Raw genomic sequence first — 14,233 nt, forward strand, 5'->3', positions numbered from 1 at the left:
CGCCCCGGCAGGTCAGGCCAGCGTCAGGACCGGGCGTTGAAAACGTCCGCGCCGAAGCTCTTGAGGCCCGGCGCCCCGGCGTACCCGAGCCGGGGCAGCGAGAAGATGTCCTCGATGCTGGCCAGCAGGTTGAAGTGGTTGTACGGCGTGTCCGTGGCCGTGCCGCCCCGCGTGAAGGGCGAGAGCACCAGGGCACCGACCCGGCCGCCGGCGGCACCGCCGGGAATCGCGGCGGATCCGGTCGTCTGGCCCTCGGTCTCATCGAACGTGATGACCAGGACGCCGTCCTGCTTGAAGGCGGGGGAGTCGAGGATGGCAGGGACCTGCTCGCGCAGCCAGCTGTCGCTGGCGGCCAGCCCTCCCGGGCTGCCGTCAACGCAGGGGCTGTCGTGGCCGTCGTTGCAGAGGTTGGGCGAGATGTAGGAGAGATTGGGGGTCGTGGCAATGGACTGCAGATCTCCGGCCAGGGCCGAGAAGTCCACCACATTGCGCTCGCAGTCCGGGGAGGAAGTGATCGCGGTGAAGTAGACAAAGGGGTTATGCCTGGTGGCGTACTGGTCCCCCGGTTTGGCGCCCTGGTGGTCGTCCTTGGCGCCGGGTTCTGGATGCAGGCAGGGGGTCCCCATGTCCTCCATGTAGCCCTTCCAGGTCTTGCCCGCGGCGCTGAGCTGGCCGGCGACAGTGGGGACGGACTCGGGATAGACGCAGCCGGTGCCCTGCACCTGGCCCAGGGCGGCCGTGCCGGTCTGGGTGAGGGGCGCATACGTCGGGCAGTCGGCGCGGGTCATCGGATTGGAGGCCTGCCCCGAAATCTGGGCCAGATAGTTGGGGTTGGAGTTGTGCGCGATGCCGTAATACTCCGAGAGCAGCACCCCCTGGGCGCGCAGGGTCCGGGAGAGATACGGAGCGGCGGAGCCGGAACCCCACACCTTGTCGTAACTCTTGTTTTCGAAGTTGATGATAAAAACGTGGCCGGGTTTGCCGGCCGCCTGCGGCCCGCCGGAGGGCGACGACGGCGGCGCCGAAGTTGACGGGGGCGAGGTCGACGGCGTGGCGCTCGCCGTCGTCGGTGCAGTCGCCGTGGGCGTGCCGCTGCCGGTGGGGCCGGGCGGCTGCGGGGCCGGGGTGCAGGCGGCGGCCGCGGCGATGAGCGCGGAGGCAAGCAGGAGGCCGGTCATCCGGCGGGCGGGGAGGGCACGGTTCCGGCTCATGGGTTGCGGCTTTCTCTTGACGCTGTGGTCCGTGTCTTAAGCAAAGCCCTTTGCCGCCCCCGGCGACAGCGCCCGGGCGGTATTCACAGGGAGTTCACACCATTGCCGTGCGGGCGGCGCTGTGCGAGTCGATCGCCTTGGCGTAGTAGGGGCCGAAGTTGGGCACGGGTGTGAAGCCCGAACTCTCGTAGAAGTGCCGGCCGTCGGCCTGTACCGAACACGCCTCCGCGGTCAGGGTGGTGATGCCGAGGGCATGGGCGTGTCCCTCCAGCGCCGCGAGGATGGAACTGGCCACCCCCGAGCCGCGGGTGTACGGCAGCACGTAGAGGCGTTTGATCTCCGCCGTGCAATCGTCCAGCAGGCGCAGCCCGCCGCCGCCGACCGGCTGGCCGGACGCCTTGTCGTGGGCCACCAGGAACACCGCGGTGTCCGTCTCCGACGGCGGCGGTCCGGGCTCGTGGTTGCTGTGGCCGAAGCGGGCGTCCAGTTCCGCCTGCTGGGCGGCCCGCAGGTCGGCGCCCACGGGGTTGGCCCAGGGGACTAGCCGGATGTGGAGCCGCGGGTTGGTCTGCATCGCTGCCTCGATTCGCCGAAGGGTTATGCAGACCAAGGCTAGGGAGGCGCGGTTTCGCCGGTGTTTCCGCCGTGTAAGGGCTTCGAGAACTCGGCGGCCCGGGGCCCGAAGTACAGGCTAGGCCGGGCGGCCGGTGGGGTCTTCCGCCGTCGGGTCCGCGAGGGCGAGCCCGCCCACCGGACTGTCGTCCCAGTGGATCAGACGCCAACCGGCGTCGGGATCGCCTTCGAGGGCCACGATACCGGTGTTGGCGAGCACGTGCCGCGCCGCGAACCCCGGCTCGACGTTGGCAGCGCGCAGCCCGGCCCAGACCCGGATCGCGGCGCCGTGGCTGACCACGGCCACGGTGGCGTCGTCAGCGCCGGTGGACGCGGCGGCAATCCTCGCAATCGAGTCGTCGTAGCGTTCGAAGAAGTCGTGCCCGCTGGGCCCGGCGGGCATCCGCCGGTCCAGCTCGCCCTCGGCCCAGGCGAACACGGTGCCCAGGTAGCGCAGGTGGGATTCGCGATCGGTGAGCTTTTCCAGGGCGCCGGCTTCGATTTCCCGCAACCCGGCGAGCACCTCGATTTCCAGGTCCCGGCTGCTCGCGAGCGGTGTGGCCGTGAGCTGGGTGCGGACGAGGGTGGACGCGTAGAGCAGCTCGATCCGCTCGTTCACCAGGGTGCGGGCGAGGGCGGCGGCCTGCCGCACGCCTAGTTCGGTCAGGCCGGGTCCCGGGTGGGCGGTGTCCAGTTGGCCCAGGACGTTGCCCGGGGTCTGCCCGTGGCGGATCAGCAGCAGCCTCATGGCAGCGATTTTACCGGCTGCCTGTGCCGGCTGCGCCGGTCACTGGATCCGGTCACGGGATCCGGACCGTGGCCTGGATTGGCGCGTGGTCGCTGGGGTAGCGGTCGTCCAGGCGGAAGGTGTTGACCGCGGCCTCGGCAACCTGGATGTTCGGCGTCACCGCGATCCAGTCGATCCGGCTTTCGCCGATGACCGGGTCCTTGTAGTTCGGGAACGTCCCGTACTCCGGGGTCAGCCGCTGCTTCGCTGCGGTCCAGGAATCCCGGAATGCGCCGCTGCCCACCAGGGTGCTGTACGCCCCGGAGGCGCCGGCGTCGGCGTTGAAGTCCCCCATCAGGACGGTCGGCAGCCCCGGCTCGCGGGTTGCATGCTCGATGATGGCCTCGGCGCTGCGCAACTGGGCGTTCTCGGACTCGTGGTCGAAGTGGGTGTTGACCACCATCAGCTCACGTCCCGTACAGCTGTCCTCGAATCGACCCCACGTGGCGATCCGGGTGACGTCGTTGCCCCACGTCGCCGATCCGGGCACCGTGGGCGTGTCCGAGAGCCAGAACTGGTCCCACATGCGCAGCCGCAGGCGGCGGGAGTCGTAGAAGATGCAGGAGTGCTCGCCCCGGCGGCCGCCCTCGCGGCCGTGGCCGATCATCCGGTAGTGCTCCGGAAGGGCTTCTTCGATCACGGCCAGCTGGTGCTCCAGGCCCTCCTGGATGCCCAGGACCTCAGGAAGTTCCTCGGCCAGGACGGCCTGCAGCGCCGGGACGCGCTCGGGCCAGTAGTCGGCCTGCCCCGGCAGTGTCGACGCGATGTCGCAGCGGATGTTGAAACTCATCAGGCTCAGGGCGGCCGCGTCCGCGGCCGCAGTGCCGGCGCCGGGGTCGGCTTCAGCGCCGGGGTCGGCCAGGACAGTCCGTGCGGTCGACGCGGTGTCGCTCGGCAAGGGGTTCTCCTCGTGTCGGTAACAGTCCCAGCTTCCCCGTGGAAGCTGGCCAGTCCTCGACGGCCGCGTAAACGGCGGCCTGCCGGAAGGTTAACTCAGGGCCAGCACGGCTAGGCCAGGTGGTCCACCAGCTTGTCGGCGATGCCGGTGTACTTGCCGGGGGTCAGGGCCAGGAGCCGGGCTTCGGCGTCGGCGGACAGGCCAAGGCTCTGGACGAACTCCTGCATCCGGGCGGCGTCCACGCGCTGGCCCCGGGTCAGGTCCTTGAGCCGCTCGTACGGGTTTTCCATGCCCTCGACGCCGGCGATCGCCTCGGCGCGCATCACCATCTGGATCGCCTCGCCGAGGACCTCCCAGTTGGTGTCCAGATCCTTCGCCAGCACGTCCTCGGCGACGTCGAGGCGGTCCAGGCCCTTGGCCACGTTGGAGATGGCCAGCAGGGAGTGGCCGAACGCGACGCCGATGTTGCGCTGCGAGGAGGAGTCGGTGAGGTCGCGCTGCCAGCGGGAGGTGACCAGGGTTGAGCCCAGCACGTCCAGCAGCCCGGAGGAGATCTCCAGGTTGGCCTCGGCGTTCTCGAAGCGGATCGGGTTGACCTTGTGCGGCATCGTTGAAGAGCCGGTGGCGCCGGCCACCGGGATCTGCGCGAAGTAGCCGATCGAGATGTAGCTCCAGATGTCCGTGCAGACGTTGTGCAGGATCCGGTTGAAGCGCGCGACGTCGGCGTACAGCTCGGCCTGCCAGTCGTGGCTCTCGATCTGCGTGGTCAGCGGATTCCAGGCCAGGCCCAGGGACTCGACGAAACTCCGGGCAACCTGCTCCCAGTCGGCGCCCGGCACCGAGGCCACGTGCGCAGCGTAGGTGCCGGTGGCCCCGTTGATCTTGCCGAGGTATTCGGTCCGGGCGATGCGGTCCAGCTGGCGGGTCAGCCGGTGCGCGATCACGGCGAGCTCCTTGCCCAGCGTCGTGGGGGTGGCGGGCTGGCCATGGGTGCGGGAGAGCATCGGCACCGCGCGGTTGGCCTCGGCCATGGCGCTGATCTGCGCGACGAGCTTGCGGGCCGCCGGCAGCCAGACGTCTTCCACGGCGCCCTTGACGCCGAGCGCGTAGGAGAGGTTGTTGATGTCCTCGGAGGTGCAGCCGAAGTGCACCATGGCGGTCAGGTGCTCGATCCCGACGCCGGGCAGCCGGCGGCCGATGTAGTATTCCACGGCCTTCACGTCGTGCACGGTGACGGCCTCGATGTCGGCCAGCTCGGCGACCGACGTGGCGTCGAATTCGGTCACGATGGCGCGCAGCTTGGCCTGCTGCTCCGCGCTCAGCGGCCCGGCGCCCGGCAGCACGTTGTTGCTGGTCAGGTGGATCAGCCATTCAACCTCGACGGCGACCCGGTCGCGGTTGAGGGCGGCTTCGGAGAGGTAGTCCACCAGCGGCGCGACGGCGGGCTGGTAGCGGCCGTCCAGCGGGCCGAGAGCGATCTGGTGGTCGGACGCGGCGAGGGCCAGGCGTCCGGACGGCGTGCGGGTCTCAGCTGTGGCGGCAGTTTCAGGCATGGTCCGATTCTTTCACGAAGTGCCGCCGGGCCTTAAGCGCGCGGGTGCGTATGACATCCCGGCGCTGCCGGCGTTCCCCGGATCCGCGGGCCGGGGCGCAGCGCTGTCGGCTTTTCCACATAGCCGGCGCAGCCGGTTCCGGCCCCCGCCGGGGCTCCCTAGCGTTGGAATCCGGGACGGGAACTGGAAGGGAAGGGAGCTCGGGCCATGAACGGCACGTTGACGGCAACCGATGCGGCGGCCTGCGCCTCACGCAGCTACGAGGTCCAGCAGCTGGCGGCCAGGGTGGCGTCCTGCGCGGAGGAGGCCGGCGCCGTCGTTGCCGGTCTGGGCCGGCTGGAGCTCCAGGACTGGCAATCCCCGGCGGGCCGGGCCTACCGCAACACGCTGTCGTTGCAGGCCGCGTCCCTGCGGCGCGCCCGGGACGCGCTGGCGGACGCGCAGGCGGTGGTGCTGCGCCACGCCCAGCAGGTGACGCTCTCATCCGGACGCCCGGGCTACTGATGGCGGAGGTAACTCCGTCGGGCTCCGGCGAGGTTCCGCGCCCGTCCGTGCCCGCTCCCGAAGGGATGCTGCGCATCCGCGGCGGGGTGGGCGGCCTCAGCTTCCAGTTCGAGGAGTTGCTGGCCGGCGCGGCTGCCCTAGACGCCGTCGTGCGCCAGCTGTACGCCGTGGAAGGCGAAGCAGACGGTATCCGCCGGTCGCTCTTCCAGTACCAGACCGATTCCTACCGCAGCGGGAGCGACGCCATCATCGCCGTCGGGGAGGCGGGCCGCGACGTCGGCCGGGTCCGGGCCGAGCTGGAACACATCGCGGCCCAGGTCCGGGCCAGCCACCGGGAGTACGAGTTCACCGAGGCCCGGAACGCGCTGCTGCTCCGGATGGGTCTCGGCGCCCCGGAGTACGGCACTTCTCCGGCGCCTTTCGAGCTCCCGGGCGTGCGGGACCAGGTTGAACACGCGGTGGCCGAGGCTCCCCGCGGCCTCGCCCTGCTGCTGGGCCTGACCTTTCCGCTGGCGGGGGCCGTCGGGGTCCTCAGCGGCCCCGCTGACGTCCGCCGCGCCGTCCGGGACCTGACCGCGGCGCCGGGACTGGAATTCCTGAAACCGAGGCCGGTCAGGGTTGTCGGCAGCGAAACGGCCACCGCGGACGTGGATGTCTCCCCGCCGGCCTGCTGCGCCGGGCCGAGGCGGTGGGCCGGACCAGCGGCGACATCGAAGTCATCCGGGTCGACGGCGGCAGCGCGCGCGCCTGGGTGGTCATCATTCCGGGAACGCAGCTCGGCGGCTTGCCCGAGGGAACGAATCCGTTCGACACGGCCGGTATCGCCGAGGCGCTCGGCTACGACTCGGAGGCAACAAACGCGGCTATCCGGCAGGCGCTGCGGGAAGCCGGCGCCGAAGCGGGCGAGCAGCTCGCCGTGGTGGGCTACAGCCAGGGCGGCATCCACGCCATGAACCTCAGCCGGGACAAAGCCTTCCTGGCCGAATTCGACCTCAGGTTCGTGCTGACCGCGGGTTCCCCGGTGGGCGGCATCACCCCCGAACCCGGGATCGGCAGCCTGCACCTGGAGCACCGGCACGACTGGGTGCCGGGGGCCGACGGGCTGGCCAACGCGGACACCAGGGACCGGGTGACCGTGACCCTGACCAATGACCTGGCCATGCCGCCGCCGCAGGACTTCGGGCTCGGCCCCGGCCACCGGCTGGAAAACTACGCGGCCGGGGCGGAAGCGGTTTCGGCGAGCAAGGATCCCTCGCTGCAGGCTTCCACCGCCGCGCTCGCGGCGGTGGTCGGGGCCGGCGGCACCACGACGGTCACGAGGTTCTCGCTGCGGCGCGAGGCGCTGGCCCCGCAGGGCGTCCCCACGGCGCCGGGCCCGGACCGCGGCAAGCCCGTAACGCCGTCGGCCGGTCCGCCGGCACGGGACGCGAGGCCGGACCCGCGACCGGACGCGAGACCGGTGCCGCTGGGAGTGCCGGGTTAGCGCCGCCGGTCAGCCCCGTCGGCCGCCCGGAAGCCTGCCGGCCACCAGGGACACCACGGTGATGATGATGGCGGCCAACACTGCCGTCCAGAAGAAGGAGTCGATGGTGAAATGCACCGGCGTGTAGGAGCTCAGCCATGAGGTGAGGTACAGCATGGCGGCGTTGATGACGATCGTGAACAGTCCCAGCGTGAGGATGGTGATCGGCAGCGACAGCAGGCTGACCAGCGGTTTGACGAGGGCGTTGACCAGGCCGAAGATCAGCCCGATGAACAGGTACGCCAGGATGATCCCGATCGTGTCCGTGCCCTGCGTGACGCCGCTGTTGGCCACGGCCCCGGTGGTGGCGGTGGTGGAGATATCCATCCCGGGAAGGATCCAGCTGGCGATCCAAAGGGCCAGCGCATTGACGATGACCCGCACGGAGAGTGAGCGCATGGCCCCATGCTGTCACATCCCCGGGCCTCCCGGCAGGAGGTCGAAGTAGGCTAGGTCGCATGACTTCATCAGAGAACCAGGCCGGCGGGGTCCGCCCGCGGCCGGTGGTAGACCTCCTTCCCCGTTACGCGGCCGGCAAACCCCCGGTCCCGGTCGAGGGGCTGGTTAGCTACAAGCTGTCCTCCAACGAGAACCCCCTGCCCCCGATTCCTGCAGTGCAGCAGGCCATCGCGGCGCAGACCGACTTCAACCGCTATCCGGACCCGCTCAGCAGCAAACTCCGCGGCGAGCTGGCCGGCTTCCTGGACGTCCCGGCCGAGGACATCGTTACCGGCGCGGGCAGCCTCGGCGCGCTCAACCAGTTGCTGGCCACCTTCGCCGGCCAGAATGACGACGGCAAGGCCGACGAGGTCATTTATGCGTGGCGCTCGTTCGAGGCCTACCCCATCAGCGTGGGCCTCGCCGGCGCGCAGAGCGTGCAGATCCCGCTGACGGCCGAGGGCCGGCACGACCTGGACGCTATGGCAGCCGCGGTGACGGCGCGCACCCGGATGATCCTGCTGTGCACCCCCAACAACCCCACCGGACCCATCCTCACGACGGAGGAGACCGAGCGGTTCCTCAAGAGAGTGCCCTCGGACATTGTGGTGGTCATCGACGAGGCCTACCAGGAGTTTGTCCGGGCCGAGGACGCCGTTGACGGTATCGAGATGTACCGCAAGTACCCCAACGTGGTGGTGCTGCGCACCTTCTCCAAGGCGCACGGCCTGGCCGGACTACGCGTGGGTTACAGCGTCTCCCAGCCGGAGCTCACGCAACACCTGCGGGTGACAGCCACACCGTTCGCGGTTTCGCAGATCGCCGAGGCGGCGGCGGTGACCTCGCTCCAGCATTTCGGCGAGGTTGTAGAAAGGGTACAAAGCCTGGTCGACGAACGGGACCGCGTGACGGCCGGACTGCGCGACCTCGGCTGGTTCGTGCCGGACGCCCAGGGCAACTTCGTCTGGCTGAATCTGGGAACCAACAGCGCGGAATTCGCCGCGCTGGCAGGGGAACGGGCCCTCTCCGTCCGGGCCTTCGGCAACGAGGGCGTGCGCGTCAGCATCGGCGAACCCGAGGCCAACACCCGGTTCCTTGAATTGTGTGCGATCTATACAAAACCCCCGCAGCGTTCCTAGCGCTTAACATGAAGCCCGCCGGGAGCCCGCTGCGGATAAAGTAGGGGACGAGTAAGCCAAATATATGCCGGACCGGGAATGTATTCCTCTTCCGGCATATATCCCAGCGATTGCGGCGCATTCGGATGCGGCAGGCAAGGAGACGGTATGGGCGCCACACATCTGCCCTCCACCGAGTTCGACGGAACCGGCGTGGACGACCAGCGGGAGGCGCAGGCCGAGGCCGTGTTGGGCGATCCCGCCGTCCCCATGGTCCAGCTGCTGCGCCCCGATGGCACCCTGGGCACCGATCCGGTGTTCTCCGAGTACGCGGCCCGGCTCGATGCCGAGAAGCTCCGCGGGTTCTACGCCGACATGGCGAAAATCCGCCGCTTTGACGTGGAGGCCACCGCCCTGCAGCGGCAGGGCCAGCTGGCGCTGTGGGTCCCACTGACCGGCCAGGAAGCGGCGCAGATCGGCTCCGGCCGCGCGAGCCAGCCGCAGGACTACATTTTCCCCACCTACCGGGAACACGGCGTCGCGCTGACCCGCAACGTGGACCTGGCCGAACTGCTGCGCCAGTTCCGCGGCGTGTCCAATGGCGGCTGGAATCCCAAGGACACCAACTTCCACCTGTACACGCTGGTCCTTGCCGCCCAGACCCCGCACGCCGTCGGCTACGCGATGGGCATCCAGCGGGACCAGAAGCGCGCCGCAGCCCAGGCGGCAGCCGCCGGGTCCGCGGCCCCGGCGCAGGATCCGAAGGCCGCCGTGATGGTCTACTTCGGTGACGGCGCCAGCTCCGAGGGCGACGTGCACGAATCCATGGTGTTCGCCTCCTCCTACAACGCCCCTGTGGTGTTCTTCTGCCAGAACAACCACTGGGCCATCTCCGTGCCCACCACCGTACAGACCCGCATCCCGCTCTCCAACCGTGCCAAGGGCTACGGCTTCCCCGGCATCCGGGTGGACGGCAATGACGTGATCGCTGTCCACGCCGTCACCGAATGGGCCCTGGAGCGCGCCCGCCACGGCAAGAGCCCGGTCCTGATCGAGGCCTTCACGTACCGGGTCGGCGCGCACACCACCGCCGACGACCCCACGAAGTACCGCGGCTCCGAGGAGGAGGAGCAGTGGCGGGCGAAGGACCCGCTTGAACGGCTCGAGAAATACCTCCGCGCCGAAGGCCTTGCCGACGACGCCTTCTTCGACCAGGTCAAGGCCGACGGCGACGAGCTTGCCGCCTATGTCCGCAAGACCACCCACGACCTGGAAACCCCGGACATCCGGACGGCGTTCGCCAACACCTACGCCCAGGCGCACCCGCTGGTGGCCGAAGAGCTGGCGTGGTTCGAGGAGTACAGTGCCGGCTTCGCCGACGAGGCGGAGCCTGCCGATACGGAGGCGGCCAACTGATGACCACCATGACCATTGCCAAGGCCATCAACGAGGGCCTCCGGGCCTCGCTGGCCGGTAACCCGCGCACCCTGCTGATGGGCGAGGACATCGGCCCGCTGGGCGGCGTCTACCGCGTCACGGACGGCCTGATCGGCGAATTCGGCGCCGACCGCGTCGTCGACACCCCGCTGGCGGAGTCCGGCATCATCGGCACCGCCATCGGCCTGGCGCTGAGCGGCTACCGGCCGGTCTGCGAGATCCAGTTCGACGGCTTCGTCTTCCCGGGCTTCAACCAGATCACCACCCAGCTGGCCAAGATGCATTCGCGCAGCAACGGCAACCTCACCGTCCCGGTCGTCATCCGGATCCCCTATGGCGGCGGCATCGGCTCGATCGAACACCATTCCGAGTCGCCGGAAGCGCTGTTCGCACACACCGCCGGGCTGCGCATCATCACCCCGTCCAACCCGCACGACGCCTACTGGATGATCCAGCAGGCCATCGACTGCCTGGACCCGGTGATCGTTTTCGAACCGAAGCGGCGCTACTGGCTCAAGGGTGAGGTGGACACCACCTCACCGGGCCAGTCCGCGGACCCGTTCCAGGCCCACGTTCTGCGCGCCGGAACGGACGCCACCGTCGTGGCGTATGGCCCGCTGGTACCGGTGGCCCTCGCCGCCGCTTCCGCCGCCGCCGAGGACGGCCTCAGCGTGGAAGTGATCGATCTGCGCTCCATCTCGCCGATCGACTTCGACACCGTCACGGACTCGGTCCGGAAGACGGGCCGGCTGATCGTGGCGCACGAGGCGCCGACCTTCGGCGGCATCGGCGGCGAGATCGCCGCCCGCGTCAGCGAGCGGGCCTTCCACTCGCTCGAGGCCCCGGTCATGCGCGTCGGCGGCTTCCACATGCCCTACCCGGTGGCCAAGGTGGAGGAAGACTACCTCCCCGACATCGACCGCATCCTTGAGGCGCTGGAACGCGCCCTCGCCTACTGACGGGGATCTCCATGACCGTGAACAAGTTCAACCTTCCCGACGTGGGCGAAGGCCTGACCGAGGCCGAAATCGTCTCCTGGAAGGTCAGGGCCGGCGACACCGTGGCCGTCAACGACGTGCTGTGCGAGATCGAAACCGCCAAGTCCCTCGTGGAGCTCCCCTCCCCGTACGCCGGGACCGTCACCGAGTTGCTGGTTCCGGAGGGCGTGACGGTCGACGTCGGGACGCCGATCATCAGTGTCTCCGACACGGCGACTCCGGAGCCCGCCACCGCCCCGCCTGCGCCGCCCGCGCGAGCCCCCGAAGCGGCCGACGCTCCTCCTGCGCCGCCCGCGCCGATGTACGGCACGCTCCAGCCGGAGACGTCCGACGCCGGCGGGCCCCCGGCCGGCGGCCCGCTGGTCGGTTCCGGCCCTAAAGCCGACGCTGTTAAGCGCCGACGCCGGATCTCCGCGCCGGCAGTTCCGGCGGCCGCCGCCTCGGCCCCTGCCGCCGCCCCGGCTCCCGCCGCCCCGGCTCCCGCCGTCGAACCCGTCGAGGCGCACGACATCTGGATCAGCCCGGAGGCTGTCGCCAGCGCCGAGCGTCCCGCCCCGGCAGCAGCCGAGGCGATCGACCAGCGCCCGACGCTGGGCGGCGCCATCACCGGACTCGTCAGCCGGGTCCTGGCCAAGCCCCCGGTCCGGAAGTTCGCCCGTGACCTTGGCATCGACCTGGCCGACGTCGTGCCCACCGGCGCGCGCGGCGAGGTGACCCGCGAGGACCTGGTCAGCTACCAGGCCCAGCGCGACGCCGAGCTGGACCAGGCGGATTCGTTCTGGGGCAAGACCGGCCGGCCCCAGGAACAGCGGATCGAGCGCATCCCGGTCAAGGGCGTCCGAAAGGCCACCGCCCGGGCCATGGTGGAGTCGGCTTTCGCGGCCCCGCATGTGTCCATCTTTGTGGACGTCGATGCCAGCCGCACCATGGAGTTCGTCAAGCGGCTCAAGGCCTCCCGCGACTTCGAGGGCATCAAGGTCTCGCCGCTGCTGATCCTCGCCAAGGCCGTCATCTGGGCCGCGGCGCGCAACCCCAGCGTCAACGCGAGCTGGGTGGATGCCGAGGACGGCAGCGACTCGGCCGAGATCCACGTCAAGCACTTTATGAACCTGGGCATCGCCGCCGCGACCCCGCGTGGCCTGATGGTGCCGAACATCAAGAACGCCCAGGACCTCTCGCTCAAGGAACTCGCGCTGGCCCTTAATGACCTGGCCACCACGGCGCGGGCGGGCAAGACCCAGCCGGCGCAGATGCAGGGCGGAACCCTGACGGTCACCAACATCGGCGCCCTGGGCATCGACACTGGCACGCCGATCATCAACCCCGGCGAGGTCGCGATCGTGGCCTTCGGGACCATCAAGCAGAAGCCCTGGGTCCTGGACGGCGAGGTGATCCCGCGCTGGATCACCACCCTCGGCGGCTCCTTCGACCACCGGGTGGTGGACGGGGACCTCTCGGCACGGTTCATGGCCGACGTCGCAGCCATCCTGGAGGAACCGGCCCTGCTGCTGGACTGAGTTCGACCCCCGGCGCGAGCCTCCTGCCCAGTTACTTTGGTCCTGCGCACCCGGCGCCCGCGGAATGGCCGTAACTGTGCCGAGGAACTTCCAGTCCTTACGCAGGATGCTCTGGACCGCATCGGGCATCCGGAGGACGCGGTGGCCGACGAGTTGTCTACCACGATCGGGGACACCCCAATTTTTCCGCCGCGCAGTGCGCCGGCGCTTCACGTGAGGTCGGTGCGGCCGGAGGGGCTTCCACCTTGGATCCAACGCTCGAGCAGGTGTGCTGACAGTAATTGGTCGATGACCATGAAGGCAGCGCCGCGGAGGCCAGCCTGATCTCCGGTCGGCGACGACATGATGCTGAGGTTCCGCGTAGCCAGCGGAAGCGAGCTTCCCAAGACCGTCTTCCTGACTTCTGCAAGATAGAGGTCTCCGGAGTCGGCGACCCCGCCGCCTACAAGGACCAGTGACGGGTTGAAAATGTTGACCAGCAGGGAGATGGCCTCGCCAACCTCCCTGGCCGAGTAGAGCAATAAATCGGTCGCGTCGGCGTCGCCCCGGCGGGCCGCGTCCGCGACATCACGAGCGTTAACAGAGCCGTGATCCGCAATCGTTGTTGCCAGCAGCCTGCTCTTTCCGGATTTCCCAAGCGATTGTCCCTGACGTGCAATTGCGGCGCCGCCGGCCACGGCTTCCAAACAGCCGCGCTTTCCGCAGCGGCAAACCACGGAGTCCGGACCCAACCGAATGTGACCGATGTCGCCGGCGCTTCCAAGAGCGCCACGGTGCAAGCGGCCTTGGGATATGAGACCTGCGCCAATGCCTGTCCCTACCTTAACGTACACGATCTCTAAGTGGTCCTGCCCTAGACCGTCCCGAAATTCCCCCAACGCCATGAGGTTTACCTCGTTGTCCGCCCATACGGGGGCCGAGAATTTGCCTTGGAAGAACGCCCTGACGTCGTAGCCGTCCCAACCGGGCATAATTGGCGGCACCACCGGCTTCCCTGTCGCGAACTCCACCGGGCCGGGCAGCCCAATACCGATACCCCACAACCGGGGACTCCCGTCGTGGCTCTCCAGCAGCTCGTCAAAGAGCTGTGCTACGCGCTTGAGTATCACTTCCGGCCCGCTATTGATGTCGCCAGGTTCCTCAGCAGCCGAAACGATTCGCCCGTCAAGATCTGTCAGTGCCACGCCCAGGCTGGTTGCCCCAAGTTCCGCAACCAGCACTTGTCCGGCGGCGGCTTTAAAAGCAAGCTGCCTCGGGGCCCGGCCCCCCTGTGAAGGTCCGGTAGGTCCTTCTTCCAAGAGTCCTGAGTCAAGGAGGTACTCCACTCTCTGAGAGACGACATTCCGGCCCAATCCAGTGACCCTGACGACCTCCGGCCTCGTCAGAGCTTGCCCAGACCGCACTGCATTCAGCACGGCGACCAAGGAAGCAATTTGTTCCCCGACGAGCGCCATATTCGAGTTCTTCGTCGTCACTTCGTAGCTCCTTCTGCTGATGACCTCCAACCATTATCCCCCAAAGGGTTGACTTATGCACGTTACGTGCATAACTTGATGTTGTGCCAGTCACACGACGAGGTGACACCGACGGCCCCCGGCTGATGGTCCAAGGCGGTACCCAGCCTCATGTTCATTGGAG

The 14,233-nt window shown here is 68.9% G+C and carries 14 protein-coding genes; 6 read left to right on the plus strand and 8 right to left on the minus strand.

The genetic code is table 11. The annotated features are described in order from the left end of the window. Positions 1 to 23: 23 nt before the first annotated feature. The 5 genes from ABLI39_RS07190 to purB form a co-directional block, all read right to left on the minus strand. Positions 24 to 1,211, minus strand: coding sequence for an alkaline phosphatase family protein (locus tag ABLI39_RS07190; RefSeq protein WP_349412748.1), 1,188 nt, complete (start codon positions 1,209 to 1,211; stop codon positions 24 to 26). A gap of 94 nt (positions 1,212 to 1,305) precedes the next feature. Beyond that, a complete protein-coding gene (locus tag ABLI39_RS07195) occupies positions 1,306 to 1,785 on the minus strand; it encodes a GNAT family N-acetyltransferase (protein ID WP_349412749.1) in 480 nt (159 codons plus the stop codon). 117 nt (positions 1,786 to 1,902) lie between these two features. After that, the gene (locus ABLI39_RS07200; RefSeq protein ID WP_349412750.1) at positions 1,903 to 2,571 is read right to left on the minus strand and encodes a histidine phosphatase family protein; all 669 of its coding nucleotides are present in this window, start codon (positions 2,569 to 2,571) and stop codon (positions 1,903 to 1,905) included. A gap of 52 nt (positions 2,572 to 2,623) precedes the next feature. Next, positions 2,624 to 3,508 carry an endonuclease/exonuclease/phosphatase family protein gene (locus tag ABLI39_RS07205; protein ID WP_349412751.1) on the minus strand — a complete coding sequence of 295 codons (885 nt, stop codon included), beginning with the start codon at positions 3,506 to 3,508 and terminating at the stop codon, positions 2,624 to 2,626. Between the two features lie 110 nt (positions 3,509 to 3,618). Further along, positions 3,619 to 5,061, minus strand: coding sequence for an adenylosuccinate lyase (gene purB / locus ABLI39_RS07210; protein ID WP_349412752.1), 1,443 nt, complete (start codon positions 5,059 to 5,061; stop codon positions 3,619 to 3,621). Positions 5,062 to 5,268: 207 nt separating this feature from the next. On the opposite strand from purB, the gene ABLI39_RS07215 reads away from it, so the two are divergent. Beyond that, entirely contained in the window at positions 5,269 to 5,565 is a 297-nt protein-coding gene (locus tag ABLI39_RS07215) for a hypothetical protein (RefSeq protein WP_349412753.1), read from the plus strand. Between the two features lie 137 nt (positions 5,566 to 5,702). Here the strand turns inward: ABLI39_RS07215 and ABLI39_RS07220 are convergent, their stop codons facing one another. Then, the gene (locus tag ABLI39_RS07220) at positions 5,703 to 6,020 is read right to left on the minus strand and encodes a hypothetical protein (protein ID WP_349412754.1); all 318 of its coding nucleotides are present in this window, start codon (positions 6,018 to 6,020) and stop codon (positions 5,703 to 5,705) included. A gap of 233 nt (positions 6,021 to 6,253) precedes the next feature. Between ABLI39_RS07220 and ABLI39_RS07225 the strand changes: the two genes are divergently transcribed. Further along, positions 6,254 to 7,048, plus strand: coding sequence for an alpha/beta hydrolase (locus ABLI39_RS07225; protein WP_349412755.1), 795 nt, complete (start codon positions 6,254 to 6,256; stop codon positions 7,046 to 7,048). A gap of 9 nt (positions 7,049 to 7,057) precedes the next feature. On the opposite strand, the gene ABLI39_RS07230 is transcribed toward ABLI39_RS07225, so the two are convergent. Next, positions 7,058 to 7,486 (minus strand): phage holin family protein, encoded by a 429-nt coding sequence (locus ABLI39_RS07230; RefSeq protein ID WP_349412757.1) that lies wholly within the window; start codon positions 7,484 to 7,486, stop codon positions 7,058 to 7,060. 59 nt (positions 7,487 to 7,545) lie between these two features. On the opposite strand from ABLI39_RS07230, the gene ABLI39_RS07235 reads away from it, so the two are divergent. The 4 genes from ABLI39_RS07235 to ABLI39_RS07250 all read left to right on the plus strand — a co-directional run bounded on the left by ABLI39_RS07235 (position 7,546) and on the right by ABLI39_RS07250 (position 12,595). Beyond that, positions 7,546 to 8,664: a histidinol-phosphate transaminase gene (locus tag ABLI39_RS07235; protein WP_349412758.1), complete on the plus strand. Its 1,119-nt coding sequence runs from the start codon at positions 7,546 to 7,548 to the stop codon at positions 8,662 to 8,664. Between the two features lie 147 nt (positions 8,665 to 8,811). Then, positions 8,812 to 10,059 carry a pyruvate dehydrogenase (acetyl-transferring) E1 component subunit alpha gene (gene pdhA, locus ABLI39_RS07240; RefSeq protein WP_349412759.1) on the plus strand — a complete coding sequence of 416 codons (1,248 nt, stop codon included), beginning with the start codon at positions 8,812 to 8,814 and terminating at the stop codon, positions 10,057 to 10,059. Then, the gene (locus ABLI39_RS07245) at positions 10,059 to 11,039 is read left to right on the plus strand and encodes an alpha-ketoacid dehydrogenase subunit beta (protein ID WP_349412761.1); all 981 of its coding nucleotides are present in this window, start codon (positions 10,059 to 10,061) and stop codon (positions 11,037 to 11,039) included. Before pdhA ends, ABLI39_RS07245 begins: the two co-directional genes overlap by 1 nt. Before the next feature lie 11 nt (positions 11,040 to 11,050). Next, positions 11,051 to 12,595 carry a dihydrolipoamide acetyltransferase family protein gene (locus ABLI39_RS07250; RefSeq protein WP_349412762.1) on the plus strand — a complete coding sequence of 515 codons (1,545 nt, stop codon included), beginning with the start codon at positions 11,051 to 11,053 and terminating at the stop codon, positions 12,593 to 12,595. 209 nt (positions 12,596 to 12,804) lie between these two features. Here the strand turns inward: ABLI39_RS07250 and ABLI39_RS07255 are convergent, their stop codons facing one another. Beyond that, positions 12,805 to 14,100 (minus strand): ROK family protein, encoded by a 1,296-nt coding sequence (locus ABLI39_RS07255; protein ID WP_349412763.1) that lies wholly within the window; start codon positions 14,098 to 14,100, stop codon positions 12,805 to 12,807. Between the last annotated feature and the right edge of the window lie 133 nt (positions 14,101 to 14,233).

Source organism: Pseudarthrobacter sp. B907 (genome assembly GCF_040137805.1).
Classification (GTDB): Bacteria; Actinomycetota; Actinomycetes; order Actinomycetales; family Micrococcaceae; genus Arthrobacter.